Annotated in this window: 21 protein-coding genes, 1 tRNA gene and 2 pseudogenes; 14 read left to right on the top strand and 10 right to left on the bottom strand. The window is 61.4% G+C overall.

Going from position 1 to position 25,180, the window contains the following annotated elements; genetic code table 11:
- The first annotated feature begins 367 nt into the window (after positions 1-367).
- The gene (gene ftsH, locus EO99_RS0114810; RefSeq protein ID WP_029619407.1) at positions 368-2,191 is read left to right on the top strand and encodes an ATP-dependent zinc metalloprotease FtsH; all 1,824 of its coding nucleotides are present in this window, start codon (positions 368-370) and stop codon (positions 2,189-2,191) included.
- Positions 2,192-3,297: 1,106 nt separating this feature from the next.
- On the opposite strand, the gene EO99_RS0114800 is transcribed toward ftsH, so the two are convergent.
- The 4 genes from EO99_RS0114800 to EO99_RS0114785 form a co-directional block, all read right to left on the bottom strand.
- Positions 3,298-3,609 (bottom strand): hypothetical protein, encoded by a 312-nt coding sequence (locus EO99_RS0114800; RefSeq protein WP_029619406.1) that lies wholly within the window; start codon positions 3,607-3,609, stop codon positions 3,298-3,300.
- Positions 3,610-3,939: 330 nt separating this feature from the next.
- Positions 3,940-4,146, bottom strand: a complete 207-nt coding sequence (locus EO99_RS25785; protein ID WP_037112020.1) for a hypothetical protein — start codon at positions 4,144-4,146, stop codon at positions 3,940-3,942.
- Positions 4,147-4,679: 533 nt separating this feature from the next.
- Entirely contained in the window at positions 4,680-4,970 is a 291-nt protein-coding gene (locus EO99_RS0114790) for a hypothetical protein (RefSeq protein ID WP_029619405.1), read from the bottom strand.
- 94 nt (positions 4,971-5,064) lie between these two features.
- Complete coding sequence (locus tag EO99_RS0114785; protein ID WP_235776830.1) at positions 5,065-6,075, bottom strand: GGDEF domain-containing protein; 1,011 nt, start codon at positions 6,073-6,075, stop codon at positions 5,065-5,067.
- A 217-nt stretch (positions 6,076-6,292) separates the two neighbouring features.
- On the opposite strand from EO99_RS0114785, the gene EO99_RS0114780 reads away from it, so the two are divergent.
- A complete protein-coding gene (locus tag EO99_RS0114780) occupies positions 6,293-7,801 on the top strand; it encodes an ATPase domain-containing protein (RefSeq protein WP_029619403.1) in 1,509 nt (502 codons plus the stop codon).
- A 79-nt stretch (positions 7,802-7,880) separates the two neighbouring features.
- The gene (locus tag EO99_RS0114775) at positions 7,881-9,851 is read left to right on the top strand and encodes a hybrid sensor histidine kinase/response regulator (RefSeq protein ID WP_081852078.1); all 1,971 of its coding nucleotides are present in this window, start codon (positions 7,881-7,883) and stop codon (positions 9,849-9,851) included.
- 81 nt (positions 9,852-9,932) lie between these two features.
- On the opposite strand, the gene EO99_RS26335 is transcribed toward EO99_RS0114775, so the two are convergent.
- On the bottom strand, positions 9,933-10,586 hold the full coding sequence (locus EO99_RS26335; RefSeq protein ID WP_235776829.1) for a DUF309 domain-containing protein: 654 nt from the start codon (positions 10,584-10,586) through the stop codon (positions 9,933-9,935).
- Positions 10,587-11,071: 485 nt separating this feature from the next.
- On the opposite strand from EO99_RS26335, the gene EO99_RS0114765 reads away from it, so the two are divergent.
- Together EO99_RS0114765 and EO99_RS0114760 are read left to right on the top strand one after the other, a co-directional pair.
- Positions 11,072-11,392: a DUF736 domain-containing protein gene (locus EO99_RS0114765; RefSeq protein WP_029619400.1), complete on the top strand. Its 321-nt coding sequence runs from the start codon at positions 11,072-11,074 to the stop codon at positions 11,390-11,392.
- Positions 11,393-11,967: 575 nt separating this feature from the next.
- Complete coding sequence (locus EO99_RS0114760) at positions 11,968-12,318, top strand: VanZ family protein (RefSeq protein WP_029619399.1); 351 nt, start codon at positions 11,968-11,970, stop codon at positions 12,316-12,318.
- Here the strand turns inward: EO99_RS0114760 and EO99_RS28575 are convergent.
- From EO99_RS28575 to EO99_RS0114745, 3 genes and pseudogenes are all read right to left on the bottom strand, one after another.
- Positions 12,284-13,512 (bottom strand): annotated as a pseudogene (locus EO99_RS28575) (DUF1173 family protein). The gene EO99_RS0114760 and the pseudogene EO99_RS28575 sit on opposite strands and share 35 nt — an antisense overlap.
- 93 nt (positions 13,513-13,605) lie before the next feature.
- Positions 13,606-13,977, bottom strand: coding sequence for a hypothetical protein (locus tag EO99_RS25770; RefSeq protein ID WP_037112017.1), 372 nt, complete (start codon positions 13,975-13,977; stop codon positions 13,606-13,608).
- 2 nt (positions 13,978-13,979) lie between these two features.
- Positions 13,980-14,684 carry a ParA family protein gene (locus EO99_RS0114745; RefSeq protein ID WP_029619398.1) on the bottom strand — a complete coding sequence of 235 codons (705 nt, stop codon included), beginning with the start codon at positions 14,682-14,684 and terminating at the stop codon, positions 13,980-13,982.
- 453 nt (positions 14,685-15,137) lie between these two features.
- Here EO99_RS0114745 and EO99_RS0114740 point away from each other — a divergent pair, with 453 nt between their 5' ends.
- From EO99_RS0114740 to EO99_RS0114705, 9 genes and pseudogenes are all read left to right on the top strand, one after another.
- Entirely contained in the window at positions 15,138-15,536 is a 399-nt protein-coding gene (locus EO99_RS0114740) for a plasmid mobilization protein (protein ID WP_156034820.1), read from the top strand.
- Between the two features lie 233 nt (positions 15,537-15,769).
- The gene (locus tag EO99_RS25765; protein WP_156034818.1) at positions 15,770-17,521 is read left to right on the top strand and encodes a hypothetical protein; all 1,752 of its coding nucleotides are present in this window, start codon (positions 15,770-15,772) and stop codon (positions 17,519-17,521) included.
- 282 nt (positions 17,522-17,803) lie between these two features.
- Positions 17,804-18,214, top strand: coding sequence for a hypothetical protein (locus tag EO99_RS0114730; RefSeq protein ID WP_029619395.1), 411 nt, complete (start codon positions 17,804-17,806; stop codon positions 18,212-18,214).
- Between the two features lie 329 nt (positions 18,215-18,543).
- Positions 18,544-18,978, top strand: coding sequence for a hypothetical protein (locus EO99_RS25760; protein ID WP_156034816.1), 435 nt, complete (start codon positions 18,544-18,546; stop codon positions 18,976-18,978).
- 27 nt (positions 18,979-19,005) lie between these two features.
- A complete protein-coding gene (locus EO99_RS0114720) occupies positions 19,006-19,581 on the top strand; it encodes a hypothetical protein (RefSeq protein WP_029619394.1) in 576 nt (191 codons plus the stop codon).
- Between the two features lie 542 nt (positions 19,582-20,123).
- Positions 20,124-20,492: a hypothetical protein gene (locus EO99_RS0114715; RefSeq protein ID WP_156034814.1), complete on the top strand. Its 369-nt coding sequence runs from the start codon at positions 20,124-20,126 to the stop codon at positions 20,490-20,492.
- 206 nt (positions 20,493-20,698) lie between these two features.
- Positions 20,699-20,773 (top strand) — tRNA-Gln (locus EO99_RS0114710).
- 124 nt (positions 20,774-20,897) lie between these two features.
- Positions 20,898-21,118, top strand: a pseudogene (locus tag EO99_RS27160) (helix-turn-helix domain-containing protein); the annotation flags it as partial.
- A gap of 146 nt (positions 21,119-21,264) precedes the next feature.
- The gene (locus tag EO99_RS0114705; protein WP_029619392.1) at positions 21,265-21,588 is read left to right on the top strand and encodes a hypothetical protein; all 324 of its coding nucleotides are present in this window, start codon (positions 21,265-21,267) and stop codon (positions 21,586-21,588) included.
- 34 nt (positions 21,589-21,622) lie between these two features.
- On the opposite strand, the gene EO99_RS0114700 is transcribed toward EO99_RS0114705, so the two are convergent.
- Together EO99_RS0114700 and EO99_RS0114695 are read right to left on the bottom strand one after the other, a co-directional pair.
- On the bottom strand, positions 21,623-22,960 hold the full coding sequence (locus EO99_RS0114700; protein WP_029619391.1) for an HlyD family type I secretion periplasmic adaptor subunit: 1,338 nt from the start codon (positions 22,958-22,960) through the stop codon (positions 21,623-21,625).
- A 12-nt stretch (positions 22,961-22,972) separates the two neighbouring features.
- A complete protein-coding gene (locus EO99_RS0114695; RefSeq protein WP_081852075.1) occupies positions 22,973-25,180 on the bottom strand; it encodes a type I secretion system permease/ATPase in 2,208 nt (735 codons plus the stop codon).

The raw sequence follows: 25,180 nt of genomic DNA, 5'->3' as shown, positions 1-25,180 counted from the left end.
GCGTCAAAAGGCGCGTGCTGATCTTTGGGACGAAGGCAACGGCAGCAGAACTCCTTTGCACAGGCCCGCGGTCCCTCGGCTTCAATGGCCGGTTCAACTCAGACCGGACGCCAGGCGTGCGTCCAGGCTCTGGCCGCGGCCACTCTTAGAAGCAATGGCATCGGCAGGCGCCAGTTTCCGGCGGCGTGCCTTTGACAGGGTCAAGGGTAAAGGAGCCGCATCGGTCCGCAATCGAAGTTATCTGCGCCCATCCGGTCCTGCCGATGGCTGAAGGATTGGCACAAACTATCCCTTGCGCGTTGCTGCCGAATGGGATTGTCTTTTGCTACGGGCGTCCCGGGCGCCGCCCCCAAGGACGCTCACCGCAATGAACAACAACACGAAGTTCAACATCTGGTATGGGATCCTGGCGGTCTTCGGGGTTGTGATCATCCAGTACCTGTTCGCCTACAGCCAGCAGGTCACCGAGATACCCTACAGCCAGTTCGAGACCGATCTGCGCGAAAACAGGATTGCCGACGTGGCGATCTCCGAAAACTTCATCCAGGGCACCTTCAAGCAACCCCTGGCGAGCGGCGAGACGATGTTCGTCACCACCCGCGTCGATCCGGCGTTGATTGCGCGACTGGAACAGAGCGGTGTCGTCTACACCGGTCGGATCGAGAGCAATTTTCTCGGCAACATCCTGTCGTGGACGCTGCCCATCCTGCTGTTCTTCGGCATCTGGTACCTGATGATGAAGCGGATGGGCGCCGGCGGTGGGGTCGGCGGCTTGATGCAGATCGGCAAGAGCCGCGCCAAGGTCTATGTGGAAACCGACATCAAGGTGACGTTTGATGACATTGCTGGCGTCGATGAGGCCGAGGACGAACTGCGTGAAATCGTCGAGTTCTTGCGCAATCCGCAGGACTACGGCCGCCTCGGCGGTCGAATGCCGAAAGGTGTCTTGCTCGTCGGGCCACCCGGGACAGGCAAGACGCTGATTGCACGCGCTGTGGCGGGTGAGGCGAGGGTGCCGTTCTTTTCGATATCAGGGTCGGAATTCGTCGAGATGTTTGTCGGCGTCGGCGCAGCACGTGTGCGGGATCTGTTCGAGCAGGCACGGGCAAAGGCGCCCGCCATCATCTTCATAGACGAGCTGGATGCCCTGGGGCGGGCCCGTGGCGCCGGCCCGATGATGGGTGGAAACGACGAGAAGGAGCAGACTCTCAACCAGCTCCTGGTCGAGCTCGATGGCTTTGATTCCTCGCTGGGCGTCGTGCTGCTGGCGGCGACGAACCGGCCCGAGATCCTCGACCCCGCATTGCTTCGGGCCGGCCGCTTTGACCGGCAAGTCCTGGTCGACCGGCCTGACAAGGGAGGGCGTATCGACATCCTGAAGCTGCATATGACGAGGGCAAAGCTTGGCTCCGACGTCGATCCGGAACAGGTCGCGGCACTGACGCCGGGTTTTACCGGGGCCGATCTCGCCAACCTGGTCAATGAGGCCGCACTCCTGGCGACGCGCCGGCATGCTGACGCCGTGACGATGGAGGATTTCACCAATGCGATCGAACGGATCGTTGCCGGCCTGGAAAAACGCAACAGGCTGCTCAACCCGAAGGAAAGGAAGATCGTCGCCTATCACGAAATGGGGCATGCGCTCGTTGCGCTGTCGCTGCCAGGCGTCGACCCGGTGCACAAGGTTTCAATCATTCCCCGTGGCGTCGGCGCACTGGGCTATACCATACAAAGGCCGACGGAAGACCGCTTCCTGATGACCAAGGAGGAACTGGAGAACAAAATGGCGGTGCTGCTGGGCGGACGGGCGGCGGAGTTCATCGTCTTCCAGCATTGGTCCACCGGTGCCGCAGACGATCTGGCCAAGGTCACTGACATTGCGCGCGCCATGGTGACCCGATACGGCATGTCGGAGAAGCTGGGTCACATGGCTTTGGAAACCGAGCAGCCGTCCTATCTCAGGCCAGACTTCCTGGTGGGCGGCGCACGCCAGCACGACTACGGCGAGCAAACAGCAGATGCAATAGACGCCGAGATCCACATGATCATCGATCGCGCCTTCGACCGGGCCGTCAGCATCCTGAATGAACGGCGCGAAATTCTGGAACGCTCGGCGTCCAAGCTTCTGGAGGTCGAAACACTGGGAGAGGCTGACCTTCGCGAGCTTGAGGCGAATGGATGCCCGGCGTGAGAAAAGGACGGGACAGGGGGTGCGAGCTCCATGTCCGAACGGACTATCGTCCGTCTGCGCGAATCCCACGCCAGAGCCTGGCACCGCTTCTCGACCAGAAGGATGACGTTCCGTGTGGGTCTTGAGCCAAGACCCGAGGAGATGCTGACAGAGCGTTGGAATGGCTGCGGAATATGGGGAATGGGCCGCACGAATGCTCCCCGAGTACCCCTGAGCAATGGAAGCCCATGCCTGGCCAAGCGCGCGCACCAAGACGCCTTGGGGGTCGCAGTCCGTTGAGAAGTCCGCATCGGTCAGGGCCTGTGGGGTTGGTGGCTGTTGCTACAAACAATTGCGGAAAACTGCCGGCGGTGGTGAGAACCTGCACGGACCCCGGGCACGAGAAGCCGAACTCCAACGAGCGACATGAGAGGACCGGGTCAAGGCGGGCGGTTCCGATCTGATGCGCCGCCGCAGTGCAAGGCGATCAGATTGATGTGGATCACATCGCTGACTCCGTGACCCTGCTATTCTGAACAGGGGTCAGTCTGGGACGATCGCGCAAGCGAAGGAGATGACCGATGAGCATTGGGAGATACAATTTCGTCAACGACCGTGCCCGATGGGCACGAAGGAGTGGCAAAGTACCACACCGGATAGGCTTGGATCATCCGAAGAAGGATTTTCTCTGTGTCCAGGATTTTGGACGGCGCCACGATCTATCCCGATCGGAGGTCAACAGGCTCTTGCAGTTGTTTGGGGCATCGGCGACGGCGGCAGAACTTCTGGCGAATGCCCGCGGACCTTCTCGTGTTCGTTGACCGGTTCGGCAGCAGAAATAAGTGCCCCTGCACGATCGGATCATTGCGGAGCACGATAAGGACCTTGGGAACCTGCCGGTGCCGGAGATTGAAAAGCACCTGAGCTGAACGAAAGGATGGCAGACCGGTTCGCTGTTGTCGACCGAGCGCTTCTCTGTTGATGGCTTGTGACAGGGTCCTGGCATGAACCGCTTTGTCCCGCTCGCACTGAGCGGGAGCGCACCTCGATAAAGCGGCAGATCGAGGCCCGGGTGGAGGCCAGCGGAGAAGCCCGGCTATCCTCTCGAGCCTGCAGATTCACAAACACTATCCTCCAACGCCCAGTGCCTTCAGGATTGCGCCCCTCGCTACCGACAGGGCTCCTGGCGGATGGTCGGGGGAAAGGGGCCGCGGGGCCGGTGAGGAGCCGGGGAAATCGTCGCCCTCCTCCACGATCGTGAAGGAGTCGTCGCCGTTCATGTCGGCAACCAGCCGCTTTGTTGGTTCGACCAGGTCGGCAGCAACCTGCAGATAGCTGTACAGGGATGCCTTGTCTCGCTCCTGACATACCGTCAGGACGTAGGCGGCCACCGTTTCCCAGGAAGATCTCGTTGCATCCACCGCATCGATCTGCTGCATATTCCATCTCCACGCTCGGGCACTGGCGCCGCCGGCATCCTGGAGCGCCTGACTGGTATTGTTGCCAGCTCTCCGGTTGCCATCGTAACATATCCAATATCGCAACAGCATCACTGCGTCGATATCAAGTTGCGTCCGCGACACCGGCGATGATTTACGGCTCGCAATACCTTGTGTCCGCTGCGGCGCGAGGGCACTTCGGTGTCGCCGTCGGCGTCGTAACTTTGAACGGGCCGAGCTTTCTGTCCGCAACCGCACAAGCGGTGGTTGGATGCGCGTCGTTGGCAGGGGAATGATGCCGAGTGCTGATGCGTCCTTGATCTCGAATTGCTAGTCGCCACCGTGATCGGACGATAGCCGCGTCCGTGTGCGTTGGATGTCGAAGTATCGCTTGCGCAGTTCACCGATGTCGATGGCACCATTGATCCATTCCTCAACGGCAGAAAGAAACCGCGGGTCATCGTCGAATGGTGTGCCGCTTGCCTTGAGTCGAGCAGAGACCTTCTCATACACTTTGCGACGTACTTCAATTGTCATCGGGGCCGGCTCCACTGCAACTGGCGTTCCGCTCATACGCTGATTCGGGAACGGGACCCAGCACAAGCTCGTCCTCTCCCGGCTCTCGGCTGTCCAGGGGGCCGCTTGGCGAGTGGTCGAAGTGGGTTTTGTCGTTGCCGGTTACCGGCGCTGGACCGGCTCCATCGACCGGCGCGTGCTCTGCGCGAAAGGGGCATGTCTGTCACTGGCATCGCGAGGTACGACAGACCATCGGCGACCTCAACCGTGCCAGTTTCTCGCAACGGCGATGCGGAACGCCCCGAGCGGGGGAAGTCGGTCCCGCCTCTCCCTTCGGGTCGCTATGCTGAGGCTCCTGCGGCATCCCTTTAACCGCGCGGACCGTGACGAGAATTCCCGCCATCCTGCCCGAAATCGGGCGACGCTATGCTGATGTCTCCGATACTCTTCATTTCTTCCAGAAGGGCTTTCATCCATAATGCGCCGCCTGTCGCTGGCATTCCGGCAGACGCGGTGGCGGCGCGATCAGGCTGCTGGGCCGGGGGTGGTAGAGGTCAGCCGAAGGCGTGATCCGCGACCAGGATCCTGACCAGTTTGACCAGGGCGCTGAGCGGCGTTCCCGCGTCAAGACCCACGACGGCGACAAGCGAGGCGACCGCATAGACCTTCCACAGGCCACCCCAGTGGGTCAGAGCATAAATGGCGCAAAGGGAGTGGGCACTCCAGGCATAGAAACCGAGCATACGACCGGCGTCGCCACCCTCGTCGCTGTAGGCGCCGACAAGGCTGGAGACCAAGAGGACGGCAATGAGCGGCGCCTGGCCGGAGACCAGCCGCGTTGCCATCGAAGTTCCACTTCTACCGCCCATGCTGTTGCCGCGTTCCAGAATCGTGTCGAAGGGTATGCTGACTAGCAAGCTATGGCAGCCATGCGCAGCTTCAAGGATATTTTTGGTCGGATGCGCACCCCATTGTGTCACCCGCCCGCGACCAACCCTCGTATTTCAGGTGATGGCGATCTGATCGCGGCCCCTCATTGGCGGCGTAAAGGGTCAAATCGGCGCGCCGATACACCTCGTCCGGGTCGTGGCCCTGTCGAGCCCCGGCAAGTCCTGCCGAGAAGGTATAGCGGAAGCTCACCTCCTGCGGCAGCGGTCGCGATCGACGCACCGCCGCCAGCATCTGGTCAATTATCGCTTCAGCTTCCGCCAGGCTGGTGCGTGGCAAGATGAGAATGAACTCTTCACCGCCAACGCGGCCGAGGATATCCGTCTTACGCACCAGGCGCTGAAGGGTCTCGGCAAAGTCCCTGAGAACCGCGTCGCCAGTGGCGTGCCCGAAACGATCGTTGATGTACTTGAAGTTGTCGATATCGAGGACGGCGACGTAGCCCACGTCGGACCAGGCCTCGCCGGCAGTGGCCGTCAAAGCGCGAAGCCGCGCCATCACGAAGCGCCTGCTGGAAATCCCGGTCAGCTCGTCTGTCTGGGCCGCCTTGATGGCATTGTCCCGGTCCTGACGAAGGGCACGCTCGTCGACCCGCACGCTGGTGATGTCGCTGGCGACGCAAAGCATCCAGCCGTTCTCTTGCGTCGTTTCCGTCATCCACAGCCACCGACCGTCGTGCAGATCCGTCTCGAAGGCGCGAAAGCCGGTCTTGCCCCGCCGGCCCAATGTGGAGCGCAGCCAGGTTTCGAAATCGCCACTGCTGATGATCGTCCCGCGGCCGGCCACATAGTTCCGGCGCATCATATCCGACCAGAGCGGCATCTCCTGGGGAGCGACAGACCAGGCCGCACGAAACGCCCGATTGGCAAAGCGAAGCCGATCCGTTTCGTCGAAGACACCAACGAGGATATCGGTCTCTTCCATCAGCTGCACCATGGACAGCATCGTCTGCATATCGACCAAGGCCATCATGTCCTCGCGGTTTTCGCCGAAGATTTGCATGGCACGCACCAACAAAAGGTTGCGCGAATTGTTAAAATGCGCCGCTCCGGCACGCCGTCCCGGCGACGCCATCTGCACGCGGCAAGTTCCAGGTGCTGCTGCCCCGACGCAACGTGGGCAGGCGGCCGAGACCAGAACAAAAGACCCATTAAGACGTTGTCTCGTACTCGCTTTACGGCGTCGACGCGCTATGTCATTCCTGCAGTTTGAGGATCAGATGACGAAACACCTAGATGATAAAGCTCTGACCGGCGTGGTTGGATTGGACGATATCCTGGCTGGAGGACTGTCTCGCGGGCACGTCTTTCTGCTCGAAGGCTCTCCGGGGGCTGGAAAAACAACGATTGCCTTGCAGTTTCTGACGCAAGGGGCAGAGCAGGGCGAGCGCTGTCTCTACATCAGCCTATCTGAGAGCGAGCAAGAGCTGCGAGACAGTGCGCGCTCCCATGGAATCGAGATCAACGAGGCCATCGAGATCTTCGAGCTGGTGCCACCCGAGAGCCTGCTGGATGCCGACCAGCAGCAGAGCCTTCTCTATTCATCCGACCTGGAACTGGGCGAGACGACCAAGCTGATCTTCGAGAGCTTCGAGCGCGTCAAGCCGCATCGGGTGGTTATCGATAGCCTGTCGGAAATTCGTCTGCTGGCCCAGAGCTCATTGCGCTATCGACGGCAGATCCTGGCATTGAAGCATTATTTCTCGCGCTCGGAAGCGACCGTTCTGCTTCTCGATGACATGACGTCAGACACTTTGGACAAGACGGTCCATAGCGTTGTCCATGGCGTCATCCACCTGGAGCATCTCGCCCCCGACTACGGCGCGGAGCGACGAAGACTGCGGGTCGTGAAATATCGCGGACAGGCATTTCGCGGTGGTTACCATGACTTCGTGATCCGCACAGGTGGCGTGACCGTGTTTCCGCGACTGCGGGCAATCGAGCACAAGACCGCGTTCGAGCGGACGACGATCGGCAGTGGTATCGTGGAGCTGGATGCTCTGCTTGGCGGCGGCGTCGAGCGCGGGTCGGGAACGCTGCTGATCGGGCCGGCCGGCACCGGCAAGAGCCTCTTTGCGCTTCAATTCGTGGCGGCGTCCATCGCGCGCGGCGGCAAGGCAGCCATCTTCGTGTTTGACGAAGAGCTCGGGCTGCTTTTTGCAAGGACCAAGGCGATTGGCCTCGACCTGGAGGCGATGCGGGACCGGGGAATGCTGCATATCGAGCAGCTGGATGCGGCCGAGCTGTCGCCAGGCGAATTTGCCCAGCGGGTGAGACAACGGGTTGCCGATTTCGATGCCAGCGTCGTGGTGATCGACAGCATCAACGGCTATCAGGCCTCCATGCCGGAAGAAAACGCCTTGATCCTGCACGTGCACGAGTTGCTGCAGTTTCTCAACCGGCAGGGCACCAACACGTTTCTGACGGTTGCACAGCATGGGCTCGTCGGCGACATGCGGTCGCCCGTCGATATCACCTATATCGCCGATACGGTGATCCTGCTGCGCTACTTCGAGGCCTACGGCAAGGTGCGACGGGCCATCTCCGTCATCAAAAAGCGCACCGGAGCCCATGAAGAGACGATCCGCGAGTATCGCATCGACCAGAGCGGACTGATCCTGGGAGAGCCGATCTCGGGCTTCCAGGGAGTGCTGCGCGGGGTGCCAACGCTGGTGAGCGATACGCAATCGCTGATGAGCGTGCCAGAGGGAGAAGACGGCCATTCCTGACCGTAGCGCCATCGGGCTGATCTATGCACCGCTCGGACGCGACGCGCAGATCGCTTCATCCCTGCTGCGGGAAGCCGGCATGCGCTCGCTCACGGCGGACAGCCTCTCCGACTTCGTCGCCAGCCTCGATGACAGCATCGGTTTTGCGGTGGTGACAGAGGACGCCCTGCGGTTTGCCGATCTGAAGCCCCTGTCGGCGTGGATCGAAGCGCAGCCCAGCTGGTCGGATCTGCCCTTCCTCGTCCTGACAAACCGAGGCGGAGGACCAGAGCGCAATCCAGCCGCAGCCAGGCTTTTGGAGGTGCTGGGCAATGTCAGCTTTCTGGAACGTCCCTTCCATGCCACCACATTCGTCAGTATCGCCCGTTCCGCTCTGCGTGGGCGGCGGCGCCAGTATGAAGCCCGCCTGCGCATCCAGGAACTCAATGACGGGGAGCGGCGACTGCAGACGGCCATGGAGGCGGGGCGGCTTGGGGCCTGGGAACGGGATCTCGCCACTGGCACTTTGACCCTGTCACCGACCTGCAAGGCGATTTTTGGCCGGTCACCAGAAGATGCTTTCTCCTATGCCGAGCTTATCGGCTGCATCCATCCAGACGACCTTGAGCGCGTTCAGGCGGCGACTGCTGCCACGCTTGAGACAGGGGTGGATTATGCCATTGAATACCGCACGATCTGGAAGGACGGTTCAGTGCATTGGGTCGAAGCGCGTGCGCAGGTGTCACGCGACCGGACGGGCAAGCCGCTGAAGATGGTCGGGGTGTCTGCCGATATCACCGCCAGGCTCGAGGCCGAAGAACACCAGCGACTGCTCAACGAAATCCTTGAGGCACGCGTCGCCGAACGCACCCGCGAACTGGAAGAAGCCCATCGGACCGTGATGGCGGAGGTGGCCCAGCGGGAACGGGCGGAAGAACAGCTGCGCCAGTCGCAGAAGATGGAAGCGATCGGCCAGCTGACCGGCGGTGTCGCCCACGATTTTAACAATCTGCTGATGGCCGTTCTCGCCAATCTCGAACTGTTGCGCAAGCACGTCAGCGATGACGTCAAGGCGCGCCGCCTGATCGATGGCGCGCTGCAGGGCGCCAGGCGGGGCGCCTCCTTGACCCAAAGGCTTCTGGCATTTGCCCGCCGTCAGGAGCTGCAGGTGGGGCCGGTTGACCTGGGTCGGCTGGTGATCGGAATGGAGGAGCTTCTCCAGCGGTCAGTAGGGTCCTCGGTGGTGATCGACACGGCGGTGCCCGATCACCTGCCGCTGGTGTCGGCGGATGCCAATCAGGTCGAGCTGGCGCTTCTCAATCTTGCTGTCAACGCGCGCGACGCCATGCCCGATGGCGGCCGGATCCGCATTCGGCTGCATGAGGTGGAGCTTCGGGATGCTGCCGGCCACCTCGCTTGCGGCCGCTACCTGGTTCTTTCTGTTGCCGACGAGGGTCATGGGATGGACGAGGCGACGCTGCAAAAAGCGGTCGAGCCCTTTTTCTCGACAAAGGAGCTTGGAAAGGGGACCGGCCTTGGCCTGTCGATGATCCATGGCTTGGCGCTGCAGCTGAAAGGGGATTTGAGGTTGAAGAGCACGCCGGGCAAAGGGACCACCGCAGAGCTGCTGATTCCGGTTTCCACGGCGATCGCGGCCGAAGCGGGCATCGAGACCGCCGTGGCTGGAGAAGGTGGCTTGCGGTCCGGTCCCAAACGCATCCTGCTGGTCGATGATGACGTCCTGATCGCCATGAGCTCAGTCGATATGCTGCTTGATCTGGGACACGATGTGGTTGAGGCGCATTCAGGACAGCAGGCCCTGAGCTGCTTGGCCGATGCCCCCCCCTTCGACCTCCTGATTACGGATTACTCGATGCCCGGAATGACCGGCGGAGAACTCGCCGCCATTGCCCGCGCGCGCCATCCCAAACTCCCGATCCTGATCGCATCCGGCTACGCCGAACTGCCGGCTGGCACGACACTGGACGTGGCGCGCCTGCCCAAGCCCTATACGCAGGATCAGCTGGCGCTGGAGATCGACAGGCTCACCGCTTCAGGGGCTGGTGGCTGAGGTCACCGAACGCGAAAACACGCCGTGGCGGTGGTCGCCGGGTCGAGCGGCCGTGTGGTTCGAGTGCCGGGTCTCAAGTGGTCACGAGCCTGTCCCGGGCAAGATCACCGGACTGTCTTCAGCAGCATTTGCGAGCGGCGGCGTGTGACAGGAAAAGTCGCCGAGTATAAATGGGAACACCACATGAGGCCTCCCTGGCGCGGTGGCGGTCAAGCATGGCGGGGCGCTGGCGGTGGAAAGAACCTGGTCGGCAAGCGTCGCCGGTGACATGCCCAGCGCCTGGCCGTGGCTGCCCTCGGGAGCAAGCATCAACTGGCGAAAGAGACCGGCGGCCCGTCCCGCGTGGCGCACGGCCGGAGCACTCTTGCCCTCGCGAATCTTGACCCCGGCTGCGGCAATCAAGATCAGGCCCTTCAGCAGGTTGCGCAAAGGGCTGCCCTTGTCGGCACTTTGCCAAAGCCCCTCCCAGGCCTCATGCGCTTCCCAGTAATAGCCATGATTGAAGAGATCGTGCCCCCATAGCAGCTCCTCCGCTTCAAGGGAGGCGACGGCCGCGCCGGCAGGTATTCCATAACTGTGCCCGGCCGGATCGCGCACCGGATGAGGCTGGCGGCCCGGCAGGTAGGCATAGGCGGGAAAGTTCCGGTTCCGGGTAAGGCGTGGACGCTCGGTTTGCAAGGATTTTTCGCTGCCTTTGCTTCTACGGGTTTGCCGGACTGCGCCTGCTCGGGCCACGGCCCTCAAGATGGGAGCCCGGGACGACGCTGGTGAACTATAGCGGCCATGGCTGTGGATCGCCAGCCTGGCGCCCGACTGGAGACGGGAGCTGAAACGACCACAGCCCCGATGGCCGCAATGGCCCGTTGTCACGTCGGTGCATTGCCGCAGGTGTCAGACATCCATGATGCGGCGGTGATACCCAGCAGCGTCGGAGCCGCCGCCATTTCCTGTTGCTGCCCGGTTCGACCGTGCGTCACCGATCTCGAGGCTATATCTGACCGCAAAACGCCGCATTGGGCGGCTCGATCTTCCTGGCGCAATGGCAGGGCGGCTTTCTTCCCCCGCCCGCATCGCGGCCGTTCCTCGCGCGCAACAAAGCCTGTCCCAAGCCGTCCTCCACTGCGTTGCGGCCCTTCGGGTGCGCGTCGATCGTTTGCGGTCCTGAGACAGCCATCGAGCCGCGATGAGCGCAGCTCGAGGAGGCAGAAAGGAACAGGAAAATGGCAACGATCGGCTCCTTCACAGCAACCGACAATGGCTTCACCGGCACCATCAAGACACTCAATCTCTACGTCAAGGCAAAGATCGTCCGCTCGCAGCGGACGTCCAAAGGTGCTCCCGACTTCCGGGTGCTTACCGGCGACGTCGAAATCGGCGTCGGCTGGCAAAGACAGGCCCTTGATCGCGAGCACGCCTATATTTCGGTCAAGCTCGACGATCCAAGTTTTCAGGCACCCATCTACGCGACGCTTGCGCCGACGCAGGGCGATGATGAGCTGCAGCTCATCTGGTCGCGCACCTTGCGCCGCCAAGGCCGGTGAACAGACTGCCCCGCTCCCGGGAGCGGGGCAGTCGATTTCCCTTGTCCAGCCTCTCCTGCAACGCCCGGGCCGGCGCAAAGGTGCGCGTTCCGGACGCGGCGACCCTGGCGGTCGCTCCCGTTGACGGTTTGCGCGCGTACGCTGCCGCATAACCTTGATCTAGACCTTGCCGAAACCGGAAATCGAGGTTTCCGTGCCGGAGACGGCGGCCCTGCGGACAGGGGCGCTGCGGGCTTCGGCAAGGACGTGGCCCCGTTTGCTTCGGCAGGCTGTTCTCGGCTGCTATCCTGGTGCCACGAATGAACGCCTTCTGTCGCCGCCCTGCACAGCTTTCGACCGGCCGGTCACGGATGCGGCTGGTTCCTCTTTGCCCGCGCCAGCAGGCCTGTCGTCACTCCCTTGGCTATGGTCGCCTCGCCTTGGCTGGAGTGGTTGCACCGACCGCGCCGGTCTTCGCGGAGGCACTTGTGCCGGATGGCTCGTGCTGACGGAATCGGCGCCGTCGTCCTTGAAACCATCGGGAGAAAGGGTTGGAAGGGCTTGTCGCTGCAGCACCCGTTGAATATGACAGCGAGATGACAGACCGACTGATCACATGCGCTGCCTGGAGCGTGCTCGCCGCCATCGTTGCCGTGACGATGTCTCCGATCGGCCTGCGCCCTGACGACATCTTCTCGGTCGACCTTGACCGCGCTTTGGCATTCATGGTCGTGGTGATGTTGTTCGTCCTCAGCTATCCGCGCCATTTTCTGGTCTGCGCGGTTTTGCTGGTTGCGGGCGCCGGTTTCATCGAGCTTCTGCAATTCCTGTCGCCGACCCGGCACCCCCACATGGAAGATGCCTTGGTCAAGGCGGCTGGCGCGGCAACGGGTGCAATCGTCGGCTGGATCATCAACCGTCTTCGCCATCGGCCGAAGCTCGCCTGATACCATCGTAGGGCAGCGGCGGCATATCGCCGTCTGCGGGGCGCCAGATCCAGGCTCGCGTATCGCGGTGGGACAGGATGCTTTGCGCAAGCGCCGACTCAAAGTCCGTGTCGGCATCGGCAGGCACAAGATAAAGCGCCCAGGGCAGGGGCCTGGCATCGGGCAGGGTCACCGTCGCCATCGGTTGTGTCCCTGGACCGTCGAGGCTGAGCACCTTGATCATCTTGCCGCGGTTGCGCGCCAGCCTGGCGACAAGCTGAAGCTCATGGAGGTCTGCCACTGGCAGCCAATGCTCCGTGACGGTCATCACGGCGATTTCGGTGGCCCGGAGCGCGCCTGCAGCGGCTGCTTCGACCGTCGCGATCGCGATGAGATGCAGGCCTCTCTCGCTGCGCCAAAGGGTGAGCGGTGCACAGAAGCGGCGATGCAGACGACGCAGCTGATCGTTGTCAAGAAGCAGGCGGACGTCAGGCATGTGCCTGACAACGATCTCTTGACCCTCCGCAACACCGCGGAACGCCTTTACCTCGCCATCAGCAGCATCCTTTGCTTCCACCCATCGCGCAAGAGCCGCGCGATCCTTCGGGACCGGCGTGCTTTTATGGCTCTTTTGTCTGCGACTTTGAACGGTTCGGGAACCAGCACTCGCTCCGACAGCATCTCGCCCTCGATGGAGACGCGCCGCGTCGCCTCCACCAGATAGCGATGAACATGCCACCAGCGGCGCTTGCCGATCCAATAGCCCGTCCATTCCACCAGACCGCTGGCATGCCAAAGGAGGTGCAACAGCGCCAGCAAGGAAAGCCGCAGCCTGGGCTCCCTCCTGCAGTCCCCCCTGCTTGCGATGGCACCCGCCGACGGAGGGATGGAGCCTCTGGAAAGCCGCACGTTCACATCGATGGCCGTGGGTCGGCCGGATGTCTTTGAACCGACCGGCAACCGCGGACCTGTGCCAGGCCTGGAGAGGGTGTCCGCCGGCTCGAACGAGGGACAGCTGGGATGATGATCCTTGCCCGTCAGGGGCATACGTTTGACGATCAGGCCTTTGCCGATGCGGGCCACATACATGGGTACTCCCATGGGGCGGCAAAGACACAAAGGGCGCCGCCGCAGGGCATAGGCATCAGCCAACCGGCCGACGAAACGGCCGTCATCCTCCGCAACAATGTCTGCTTCAATCTGCAAGCGCCGCATCACGGAGCTCTCCATTCGGACCCACCGGTCGACGTACAGGCGGCCAGGCGGCCAGGAGCGCCGCGTTCAAGCCGCGCCAGCCGCTGCCGTGCCTCAGTAGCCGTTCTCGGCGAGGTAGTAGTCCAGGGCAGCCTTCACCACCGAGGTCATCTTCACGTCGTTTTCGACGGCAGCCCGCCGAAGGCGCGCCTTCAGGTCGTAGTCGAGCGCGATATTGACGAAGAACTTGATGCTGCGCTGATTGGCGCGCTTCAGTCTCTTGAGACTATTGCCAACCTCTTGCTGCGCGGCAGCGCGGCCTTCGGCGCGCTGCCGCTGCTCCTGCTCCGTCCGTCGCGCCAGCACCGGATTTGGCTGGCCTATCGCCTCTCCAGGCGGCGCCTTGGCAGGGCTGAGCGGGGCCTCCTGTGTGGCCTTGCGAGTGGCAATAGCAAAATCCTGCAGGTCAAGCTGGCGCTGGTCCATCGCTACCACTCCCGCACACGTCGATCTGCAGCGCGCTCGATCTCCAGGGTCAGGGCCTGAACCTCAAGGCGTGCCTTTCGCACGGGCTCCGTGAGATCCTGCATCTGCAAGGTGCCGAGGCCGTTTTGGATCTCACGGTAGATGTTGCGCTCGAAAAGCTCCGTATCGAGCAGGCGGGTATGATAGTCGGCCGCCACAAGCCCGGCAACAAAGGGCCTGATGTAACGGTAGGCCTCCAGATTGCGGCCGGGCACGGTGATGCGTGTACGAACACTGAGATGCCTGATCTGAAGATCGTAGCGGTCATTGATCTCGCTGACCAGAGCCGCCGCCTGCCCTGCCGCCTCAAGTTCCTTGATTGCCGGTTGCACGGGGGACAGCACCAGTTCCGCTGAGCGGATGATGGTCGTCTGCAGCACGCTATCGACCCCCGGCGCATCGATGATGATGCGGTCAAAGCTGTGTCCAGAGATGGTGATCGCCTCCTCGATGGCGCTCTGCGTTGCGGCGAACGCGAGCTCGATCCGCTCGGGCCTGTTGTCTTTATCACCGCACAACCGCCACCACCCGGAGAGGTTTCGTCGCGCGTCAGCGTCGATCAGCAGAACCCGCTCGCCCAGCAAGGCATATTCGCCGGCCAGCAAGGTCACCAGGGTGGTCTTTCCCGCGCCGCCCTTGTTGCTCACGGCTGCATAGGTACGTGTCATAGCCGCTCTCCAACGCAATGATCACGGCGCTATCCTGCCTCGGACACGGGAGAAAATGCAAGCCAAAAATGAACATTGTATATTCACATTGCTTGGATGTAGGCTTGCGAGCAACAGTGTCGTCAGAGCGGTCGAACGATCATTCACAACCCACCTTTGGTGCAATCTTTTGGACACATCATTACTGGCATGGATAACGACAAACAGCTCTCTGAGCTGGCTGCGGGTGCATCGTAGGGTGTCGGGTCCCGAAGTCGGGAAACCCGCAAGCCGATCCCTCGCGATCGCCCAGATGCACTGACAGTCGTGATGGCCGGTTGAACTTTTGTTACCGAAATGGTAATGTTGATGATGTGGCAGGATACGCAAAATTGTGATGCAGCTTTGCTGTGCTCAACCGACCAGCCGTTGAACCGCCTGCGGCATTGAAAGGCGAGGGCAATGTCAGATCCCGTGCAGAAGCTGATGATGAGCCGTCGGCCTCGGATGCCGAAGAGCAAGGTCGTCCATGTGCGGCTGGATCCTGCCGAGCTGGCCCGTGTCGAGACAGCTGCCCGCGATGCGGGCATGACCCTGTCCGCGTTCATGCGTTCGCTGACGTTAGAGGGGGCGGGCGTCTGTCCCTTCTTTGCTGAAGTGGACCATCTGCTTTTGCGCGAACTTCTGACCGATCTCAAGTCTGTTCGTGCCGGCCTTCAGTTGCTTCTGCGGTCTGAACCAAGGGGTGATGCTGCGCGCCCGGCCCATGAGCAGGCCGTGATGGAGGACGCGCAGCGCGTTGTTGCCGCGCTTTGCGTCGAGATCAGCTTCTTCGAACACCGTGCTGTTCAACGCCGTCGCGAGGTCCTCTGATGGAGGTGTTCTACGGGGTATTCACGGCCGACTGGGAGCAACGAAGGGCTGCGCTGTTGCATGAGCTGTCGCTCCGGCAACACCGGACAGCGGATGAGGAAGAGCGCCGCCGCCGGTCTGCCGCCACAACTGCACACGCGATTGCGGGAAGGCGCCAGCCGTTGCGCCGGCACGCGGGGGAGGGGCGCGCAGGACGCGTGCTGCCGCCCAGGGCTTCGGTGTCGGAGCGACCGATGGCGATGCGCTTCTCTAGCCCTGCCTCGGGCAGGCAGGCGGCGGTGGTGAAGGTGGCGTCGTTTGGCGGTGGCGGGCGTTTGAGAGCAATGCTCGAGTATGTTTCTCGTCATGGCGCCATCGTTGTCGAGAACGAGCGGGGCCAGGCCTTGCGTGGTCCCTCTCAGCTTGCTGCAATCGCCGGTGAGTGGGGTCCCGTCTTGAGACACAGGTCGGCCACCCGCGACATCGGCACCTTTGAATTCAACATCCAGAACCCGCCGCGCCGGGATAAGGAGGAGTGGGTGCGAAGCCTCGTGAAGCAGGCGCTGGGCCAACGGTCATATGGCTTTGGGCTCACAGAAGGAGCGACTGGCGAGGTAACAGTACAAGGCGTGATGGTGCTTCGGAGCCGATCCGGTGAACGGCTCGCTGGTGACCAGAAAGCGACCGACAGCATTCAACGGCGGATGGTTCAGGACTGGCCAGCTGAAGAGATCACATTCCGCTTTACAGGCTACGGCAATGGAACCGGTTTTGGCAGCCGCCACCTTCGCAACTTGGTGCGACTGTGCGATGGCAAGGTTTGGAATGAAGACGGGCGCCTGATCGCGGGCGTCACGTCAGCCGGGCAGTTGGTGCAGCGGGAGTGGCGCGGACAACTGCACAGCCGCAAGTCGCGCGATGTCATGCATCTTGTCCTGTCGGCGCGCGCCGGCACGGATTCAAGTGCCTTCCTGAAAGCCGGCCGTGCATTTCTCGCGGCGCAGTTTGCGGGACACCGATATGCCTTTTCGCTTCACGATCCAAGCAGCGACCCCAAGGAGGAGGCCTATGGCGGCCGGCGGCCGCATGTTCATCTGCATGCGATCGTTTCGTTGCGATCGGACAGCGGAGACAGGCTTGCAACGACGACGTCGATTTTCAGGCAATGGCGTATAGCGATGGCAAACGAGGCGCGCAGCTACGGCATCGATATGGAAATGACGCAGAGGGATCGCGCCAATGCACCGGTCTATTCCAGAACAAGTCTTCGCCCCATGAACCCTATCCGTGGGACGCATCCCCCTGGAACCAGTGCAGTCGCGGAGCCAGGGTACCAGGACAAACCTCTCAACGTAGTCGATTCGCTGTCTGCATACGCAAGCAAAGCCACTCGTTTCGTGACACTGCAAACCGGGCAGCACCTTGAGCCGCTGTCCGGAAGGGACAGCAGAAGATGGGCTGCGGACCAGATTGCGCATCCGGTGACGCGAGGGTCGATCAACCGGCGTTCCCGGCCACAACAGTCTTGCATGGACATTTCGCGCACCCGGGAGGACACGATCGGCGCCCCCATCAACAAGGGCGGGGCACCGCCCCTCCTTGCGCAGCGGGCCATTCGGCCGCAACACCAAACCTATTTTCAATCGGCTGCCGACGCGGCACGCGAACATCTTGAACTGCGACGTCAACTCATCAGCCTTCTGGCGCATCGGCGACGAATGGCCAATGGACGCGATGCCCGAGGGCAAGGTGAGGAGACTGTTGATTCAAGCCCGTTTCGGCCTCCGCAGGAATCGAATGTTCAATCAGCACCCGGCGTGAAGCAGGCGGAACAAGCGCATGTGAATCAGGACACAGGAGCGCGACCCCATCAAGACCGCAGCTTATCTTCGGAGCAATTCGGTCATCGTGACAGCGAGTTGGCGAAGACACTTCAGGGACGCGGGCTGGCGCGCTCTTTGCAGAGTTTAAGGCGCAAGACCTCTCATGATGATCGGGAGAGGTAGCGGGCGAGGGCGCTCCTGTTCCTGATTGTGTATCGTTACATCCTGGAGCAGTGCAGCCAACCCGCAGGTGTTTGTACAGAGTAGCAAGTGTCGCCAATTGGAACTGTGGTGAAGACACGGGTTTGTTATTGGGAGCGACAAAGACAAAGACGTAAGCACAGCACTTTCCGCCGATCTGGAACTTGTGCTAGACAGGCTCCTTCCAAGTACGGGCGAGCCTGCATGTTGACTTGCATCCAGCCCTCGGTCGAAAAGGATTTACCCACACATGGAGAAGATTTGATGGCTGACGAAACCAATGCTGGCGCCACCGGTGATATCGCACAACCCGCTGTTGCTACTGAAGTGCCCGCAAAGAAGCAAAGAGCACCACGGCGACAGAAAGCCGCTGTAGAAGCATCCAAGGCGGCGCCGGTGAAACGCAGAAAACGTCGCAATCAGGACGACAGCTCGCCGGCCCAGACAGCAGAAAGCGGTGCAACGGCAGCGGTCTCCGCAAAGGCAGCGCCCGGCCGCGGCAGAGGCAAGACGCCGAAGCAGGTTGAACCGACAGCGACAGCGCCGGATCGGGCCTTGGATGACATGGCTGACCTCATCCAGCTGGAAGAAGAAAACAAGCGACTGCGCAAGACACTTGCCGACAAGCTGCGTCAGGAGAACGCAGATCTGCGCAAACGCCTTAATCTCGATTAAGTGCTAGAAAAGCGGCGTAAGCCGGTTTAGAAGCGGCGTTGATTGCTACTTTCTTACACGTTAACGCTCGCCTGGCTGAATGCAGCCGGCGAGCGCAATCTGCGGTAAGATTGGGCCAGCCGCCAAGGACGATGTACATGAAAAAGTCACCATGGAAATTCCTCGTCGGGTTGGCTACTCGGCGAAGAGAGAGCGACTCTGAGGACGCGGCGTCCGCCTCCAAATCCGACACGGACGTATCTTCAGCCCTCAAGACAGACTTGGCTGCGGCACGCCACGGCTCAACGGCACCCTCGGCAGTCCACCAGGATGATCTCCCGGAGCCCACCTTGACGGCAGCGAATTCGCCGGATCCTGTCGTAGAGGATGCTGCTGGTGCGGCACTTGCGCCACCGACAGATGAGGTAAAGCAGGCCTCTGCGTTCGCTGGTCAAAACGAACCTTCGCAATCGGCCGGGGTTGACGTAAAAGATGCGGCTGTCGAGGCAGGTGCGGCGTCTCCCCAGGTGCGAAGAACAAGAGGGCCAGGTCGCCCCAAGAACGTCGGTGGCGGCAAAAGCGCAGCTGCAGTCGATCCCGGTCCCGCTGCCGTAGAGCGTCCAACCGCGGCAGAGCCGACGGTGCTTGCCGACAGCCCGTTCCTCGAGCAGATGGCGAGCCTTGACGAGGAAGTTCAGCAGCTGCGGTTGGATCTGGCGGACAAGCTGCGCATGCAGAACGAACAGCTTAAGAAAATGCTGGAACGGTTCAACCGTCCAAGCTGACAGAACAAGCGACATGAGCGGAAACCTATGAAGACGCCACAACGAAACTTTGTCGTCGAGTTCAAATCCGGACGCCGACGGTCAAGTCCGCAGCCAACCTCCATCTGGGGTAACACAGATCTGAAAGCCCTGGTTCGCAAGGCAGAAAGGGACGCACCTCATCTGTTCGATCCTTCCCAGGGCCGGGGCGCTGACAATGATCCAGCGGAACGGCAGCACACGACTGATTTGACCTCGCGAATTCTCGAAAGCACCGACCGCGCCGATGCGCCGCCGGTGGAAAAAACCCAGGCTGAGAGATTGCCGCCCGGACCGGCAGATATCGCGATCGTACCGCCTGTCGATCCTGCGTTTCATCCAAAGGCTACCAGCAGGCGTCGCGTTCGTTCTAAGCGCGACGATCGTGCGCCGAAAACCTCCGATGCTGGTGCGGCGAAAACCGCGCTACCAGAGGTCCCTGGGCCGGATTTGGCCAAGGGATCTATCGATGATCTGGCCGGTCTCGAAGAAGAGAACCGGCGCCTGAGGTCACTGCTGTCCCAGCGGTTGCTGCAGCAAAACCGCCAGCTTCGGCAAATGCTCGTGCGGTTTGACGTGACCTAGCGGTTCGCGAAGGAATTCTTTCGCGCGGCACTCTGCACCGGCTCACCGTCCGCTGGCCAAACAGGCGAGGGACGGTCGCGCACTCGGGGGCCATGAATGGCCCTGGGGGGGCGGCATTCCACCGGAGGCGCGCCGGCCTTACTCATGGCTCGCCCGAAACGGAGTGCCAAGGCCCTTGTGGGCAAAGCCGCCTTGCGCAACAATGGAACGCGATTGTTTCGCTGGTGAAACAGGTTGACCACAACGGCGCCGGCCAGGTCAGCATCGGGATCACCCAAAGGGGCCTTGTATCACCATTCCTTCAGTTGACGGGTCGGGGTCACCGCACTTTTCGCGGCCCGATTGCTCCAGCGGGCGCGGTGTGTGTCGGTGCCACGGGCGCCTGGCCGGACGCCGCGGCGGCATCTTGGCCGCGGCTATGGGAAATAGGAACAGGCCCGCTGAACTGAGATGTCAGCCCGGCCGGTTCTTGTTCATACCCCAAGCCGCTTGACGATTGGCTCAACACAGTTGATCAGACCCTTTCTTGACACGAGATTGATTTGCCGATGCCCTATTTCCTGGTGAGCCACACGTCGCTGATCGAGGCGGACAACGAAAGAGCCGCAGCCGAAGAAACGTTGCTTGCCCTCCAGCATGCAAGGAGGATCACGTTTTCCGTGACGGTTGACCAGGACAGCATCACGCGGGTGGTTCTGGACCCGCCCGCAAGGCAGATTCCAGAAGCGCTCGATGAGGCAGGTGCAAAGGCCGATCAGGAGCGGGATGAGACACCTGGCCCTTCTTCCGCGGCAGGTTCGGCTCAAGACCGGCCGGCGAAAACAATGGTCTTCCCGGCGCGGATCTTGGGATACGGTGGTCTGGTGTTCGCCGCAGGGCTGATTTCAGGGTTGGTAATCGCCTCGTTGTGATCGTGCTGAAGTATCCAGGCACGGCGTTCAATGGTTTCCTATGGGCCTTTGCTCCAGTTTCTGTGCAGAGCATTGATTCCAGAAACGCGCTGCGCACAACAAACTGACAAAATCCTACCGCCACCGATTGCCGCCGCATCGAAGCTTTGCTAGAGCAACCGCACTTGTTCAGCGACGCGCTTTGCTCGGCTGGTGACAGGTCATGGTGGGGCGTCGCCAAGCGGTAAGGCACCGGTTTTTGGTACCGGCATTCCCAGGTTCGAATCCTGGCGCCCCAGCCATTCGTCTCGACGGTTGAGTTCCATAACTTACCTTATGCGATCTTTGTGTGTAGCCGGGGTGGGTTCAAGGATGAAGTGCGACTTGCGAATGATACCAATGGGTTGTCAATCGCAGGAAGCTGCAATGAAACGCACCTACTCCCATATCGATTGGGCGTACGACATAAGATCGCCCGTTGGCGAATGGCGGGCCTCAGTATCGAGATCATTGCCCGGAAGGTCGGACGACACCGTTCGACGATCTTTCGTGAGATCAAGCGCAACATGTTCGTAGATAAGATCGTCCGAGATCTCAGTGGCTACTACTGCGTAACGGCACACGACATGGTATGCGGACGAGAGGCTGTCGCGTCTGCGACCAGGTTTACATGGCGCACACGGTTGGCGCGACGAGTGACCTCTGTGCCTCGTTCTCGAAGTAGCATCGGCTACCCTCTCTTGACTCTCGACCGTAGAACTGCGCCAATCCCATCAGAACAGGGGGCATCGCGATGACGGGCGCCAGCGATTTCATTTGGGAACTGGTGCGCACAGCCTTGGCTTTGGATGGCGTCTCCGAAAGAAAACTGACGGCTTTGTTGACGCGCGCCATCGGGTTCATCCAAGACATCCATCCCTTTGACGCTTCGACCGCCGATGCAACCCGCTCCGAGCTGATCACACTCCTGACCTCGCCACAAACTGTCGCGTCACTCCCACGCGATCTGATCCAGATCTATCTCCTCAACGCAGCCGACATCATCGCTGAATGGACAAAGAACAACGGCTCGACAAATGTCGACCGGTGGCACTCGTCTGCTCCAACCGTCCACTGACGTTATGTCGGCTTAACGCCCGTCTCGGTCTGGCTCATCGCTCCGTGAAGGCACGCGACATGCTGTCGGTGATGGGCTTGGCGAGATAGCTCAGGAATGTCCGAGATTCCGTTTGGACCATGACCTCTGCCGGCATTCCAGGTGTGGGTTTGAACCCGTTCAATCGAGCGAGCTCGTCAGACGTGACGTCGATGCGCGCGACATAGACGTCCTGCCGCAACTGCTTGTCTGCATCCTGCAGCGCATCCGCTGAAACATAGATGACATTGCCACGCAGAACCGGTGTCGTGCGCTGGTTGAGCGAGATCAGCCGCACGGTAGCAGCCTGCCCGACCTTTACCCGATCGATGGCAGTGCGGGGAATCTGTGCTTCAATGATCAACGGCACGCCAGAGGGAAGGATTTCGAGGATCCCTTTGCCGCTTTCGATGACCCCACCGGTGGTGTGATAATGCGTGCGCACGACCACTCCAGCCACAGGAGCATGGATGATTGCCCGTTCAAGAACATTTTGTGCCTGGCGAAGCTGTTGGCGCACCTGATCGCGCTCCCCTTGGATCTCCTGCAGACGATCGAGCGCATCTTCCCGGTACAGCTGATGGGCACGCTCGATCTCCTGTTTGCCCTTGATGATCTGGGCCTGCGTTTCGGCGACCTCGGCCTCAAGACGTCCAATTTGTCCTTCGGCGTCTGCCATTGCTCTTTGCAATGCCTTGAGATCATTGGCCCGGATGACACCCTTCTTGTGAAGGCGCACCTTGCTTTCATATTCCGTGGCCAGCAAAGCCAGCTGCTGTTGATAGGCATCTCTCTGACGCGCATAGCCCCTCGCACGGAAGTTGAGCGCTTCGACGTTCTGGCCCAGAAGAGACAGCTCGCCTGAGAGCTTGATCTGCTGCGCCTTGAAATTGAGCTGCTGGCTCAACAGGATAGACTGGATATCGGCATCGTCGCGCTCCTGCGCGAAGATCGGTGGCGCTTGATAGCGAGCAAGCTCCTGCGATTGCGCCGTCAGCCGTGCGGCGATTGCCTCCAGCCGCATCTGCCGTAAGAACAATTCCCGGCTTTTTGCCCTTGCTGCGGTCTCGTCCAGGCGCACCAGTGCCTGACCTTGCTCGACGCGGTCGCCTTCCTTGACGAGGATCTCGCTGATGACCCCGCCCTCCAGGTGTTGAATGATCTTGTTGCGCCCCGTCGCGACAAAGCTTCCCTGCGCTATGACGGCGGCGGCAAGCGGAGCTGTTGCCGCCCAGGTGCCGAATCCGCCAAAGCAGACGGCGATTAGGACGAGTCCAACCACGGTCTGCTTGCCGATCGCGCGTGGGACCTCGGCAAACCAGTCAATGTTTTCTGACGGGACCGTCCTGTTCATGAACACCCTCCCCTAGTGTAGCTGGTGGCCGAAGGAGCCGGAATCGACAGCAATGCCGCGGCCCTCCAGCGCCTTGATTACGTCAGTGCGCATGCCAAACAGCGCCACCGTGCCGTTGACCAGAAGCAGAATCTTGTCGACGCAAGCGAGCAAGGACGGGCGCTGCGTGATCGTCACGACAGTGATGCCTCTCTCCTTGGCGTGACGGAGGGCACGCAGCAGAGCGGCGTCGCCGGCACTGTCCAGGTTCGCATTGGGTTCATCAAGAACAACGAAGCGCGGTTCCCCAAAGAAAGCCCGCGCCAGCGCCACCCGCTGCTTCTGGCCGCCAGACAGCGGTGCACCGTCGGCTGCCACGATGGTCTCATAGCCATGGGGCAGATTGGCGATCATCTCGTGAACGTCGGCCAGGACCGCGGCGCGATAGATGGCCTCGTCATCGGCATCCTCGCGCATACGGGCGATATTGGCCTTGATGGTGCCGGGAAAGAGCTGCACGTCCTGCGGCAGGTAGCCGATGTTCTCGCCAAATTGCCGCGGATCCCAGTTGCGCAGATCCATCAGGTCAAGGCGCACATTCCCGGAGGTCGGGAGGATGGATCCGACGAGCATCTTACCCAGCGTCGTCTTGCCGGCCCCGGAATTGCCGATGATCGCAAGCGAATCGCCCGGCTGCAGCGCAAACGACAGGCCGTTGAGCACGACACGCTTCGTTCCCTGGGGCACGTAGAGAAGCCGCTCCACGTCGAGCCGACCCTGCGGCTTGGGCAGCGTCAACCGCTCGAAGGCAAGCGGGGAGGACCGCAAGAGCGCACTGATGCGTCCGTAAGCGGCACGCGCCTGGCTATACTGGTTCCAGCCTTCGATAGCACCTTCGATTGGCGCCAGTGCGCGTCCGGCGATGATCGAGGCGGCAATCACCATCCCTCCCGTAAGCTCTCCCTCCAAGGACAGGAACGCCCCCCAGCCCAGAAGTGCAACCTGGGTCAACAGCCTGGTCGCCTTGGAGAGTGCCGCAATGGCGATGTTGCGATCCTGGGCAATCACCTGCGAGCGAAGTGAGGTTGCGGTATCGCGCCCCCAGATCCACACCGCTTCGGGGATCATCGCAAGCGCATTAATGATCTGAGAGTTCCGCGACATGGATTCCAGATGGAGGTTTGCCTTCACCTGTGCCGTGTTGGCCTCGGAAAACGGTGTCGCAGTCAGGCGCTGATTGATCTGGGTGAAGATCAGCAACAGGATCGCTGTGCCGACGACGATGAAGCCGAGATCTGTATGGATCAGGAAAACCGCAAGCACGAATAGCGGCGCGATGGGTGCGTCCAGAAAAGACAGCAACGTGCGTGACACGAGAAATGAACGCACCTGCTGAAGGTCCCCCAGCGTCTGATATTCGCGCCCCGAGCCATGCAGCGATGCGCGCGCCGCAGCGCTGAGGATCGGCGCGCCCAGCTGCACCGCGACCTCGACGGCGGTTCGCATCAGGATGAAGCGCCGAAGGGCATCGAACATCGCCTGCAACAGGATAGCCCCGACGATGATGACGGTCAGCATGACCAGGGTTTCGATGGAGCGGCTCGTAAAGACCCGGTCGGAAATCTGAAACAGATAGATAGGAATCGCCAGCACCAGCACATTGCTGGCGACGGTAAACAGCATGACAATCGCCAGATTGTGCCGTACCGCCTTGACTCCGGCCTTAAGGCTGGCATTGAAATCGTCAGGGCCAAGGCGCCGGTGAAATGGGTTTGCGCCATTGCCGGAACCCCGACCGCCACCGCCCGGTTGCCCTTTGCCACCGCTGTCGCGACTATCCTTGGCAAGGATGGGACCACAATCACCGTCTATGGTCGTGATCCCTTCTGCGGACTTGGCGACTTCTGGCTCAGGCGCCTTTGCAGTTGTCTCGGCAAGCTCCTCTTCTGCTGCCTGCTGCAATTCGTTTTCCAGCTCTGGCAGGAACGCGCGACGATCTGCAGCCCCGACGGGGAGCAACTCGGCTGTCCCATCCGCCTCGTCTTCTGCAACAGTCCCTGCCTGTGCCTGCCCTGTCTTCTCCCGCAGGTCTTGCGGATGGGGTCCTGCCGCCTCAAGGCAGGCCTCGACAGCCTTTTCGACCCTGCGATAGGCCCGATCTATCTCCGGATCCGGAGGCGTCAGCACAAACCGGCCGGGCACTGCCGCTTCATGACTGGCCGAGGCGTTGGTTGGACGCAT

This window comes from Pseudorhizobium marinum (genome assembly GCF_000705355.1).
GTDB lineage: Bacteria > Pseudomonadota > Alphaproteobacteria > Rhizobiales > Rhizobiaceae > Neorhizobium > Neorhizobium pelagicum.
This window is presented reverse-complemented; position numbering and strand designations above follow the sequence as displayed.

Bases quoted from the DNA above. Each gene is read 5' to 3' on its own strand.
- ftsH (WP_029619407.1), top strand. From the start codon at position 368: ATGAACAACAACACGAAGTTCAACATCTGGTATGGGATCCTGGCGGTC.
- EO99_RS0114800 (WP_029619406.1), bottom strand. From the start codon at position 3,609: ATGCAGCAGATCGATGCGGTGGATGCAACGAGATCTTCCTGGGAAACG.
- EO99_RS25785 (WP_037112020.1), bottom strand. From the start codon at position 4,146: ATGACAATTGAAGTACGTCGCAAAGTGTATGAGAAGGTCTCTGCTCGA.
- EO99_RS0114790 (WP_029619405.1), bottom strand. From the start codon at position 4,970: ATGGCAACGCGGCTGGTCTCCGGCCAGGCGCCGCTCATTGCCGTCCTC.
- EO99_RS0114785 (WP_235776830.1), bottom strand. From the start codon at position 6,075: ATGCAAATCTTCGGCGAAAACCGCGAGGACATGATGGCCTTGGTCGAT.
- EO99_RS0114780 (WP_029619403.1), top strand. From the start codon at position 6,293: ATGACGAAACACCTAGATGATAAAGCTCTGACCGGCGTGGTTGGATTG.
- EO99_RS0114775 (WP_081852078.1), top strand. From the start codon at position 7,881: ATGCGCTCGCTCACGGCGGACAGCCTCTCCGACTTCGTCGCCAGCCTC.
- EO99_RS0114765 (WP_029619400.1), top strand. From the start codon at position 11,072: ATGGCAACGATCGGCTCCTTCACAGCAACCGACAATGGCTTCACCGGC.
- EO99_RS0114760 (WP_029619399.1), top strand. From the start codon at position 11,968: ATGACAGACCGACTGATCACATGCGCTGCCTGGAGCGTGCTCGCCGCC.
- EO99_RS25770 (WP_037112017.1), bottom strand. From the start codon at position 13,977: ATGGACCAGCGCCAGCTTGACCTGCAGGATTTTGCTATTGCCACTCGC.
- EO99_RS0114745 (WP_029619398.1), bottom strand. From the start codon at position 14,684: ATGACACGTACCTATGCAGCCGTGAGCAACAAGGGCGGCGCGGGAAAG.
- EO99_RS25765 (WP_156034818.1), top strand. From the start codon at position 15,770: ATGGCGATGCGCTTCTCTAGCCCTGCCTCGGGCAGGCAGGCGGCGGTG.
- EO99_RS0114730 (WP_029619395.1), top strand. From the start codon at position 17,804: ATGGCTGACGAAACCAATGCTGGCGCCACCGGTGATATCGCACAACCC.
- EO99_RS0114720 (WP_029619394.1), top strand. From the start codon at position 19,006: ATGAAGACGCCACAACGAAACTTTGTCGTCGAGTTCAAATCCGGACGC.
- EO99_RS0114705 (WP_029619392.1), top strand. From the start codon at position 21,265: ATGACGGGCGCCAGCGATTTCATTTGGGAACTGGTGCGCACAGCCTTG.
- EO99_RS0114700 (WP_029619391.1), bottom strand. From the start codon at position 22,960: ATGAACAGGACGGTCCCGTCAGAAAACATTGACTGGTTTGCCGAGGTC.
- EO99_RS0114695 (WP_081852075.1), bottom strand. From the start codon at position 25,180: ATGCGTCCAACCAACGCCTCGGCCAGTCATGAAGCGGCAGTGCCCGGC.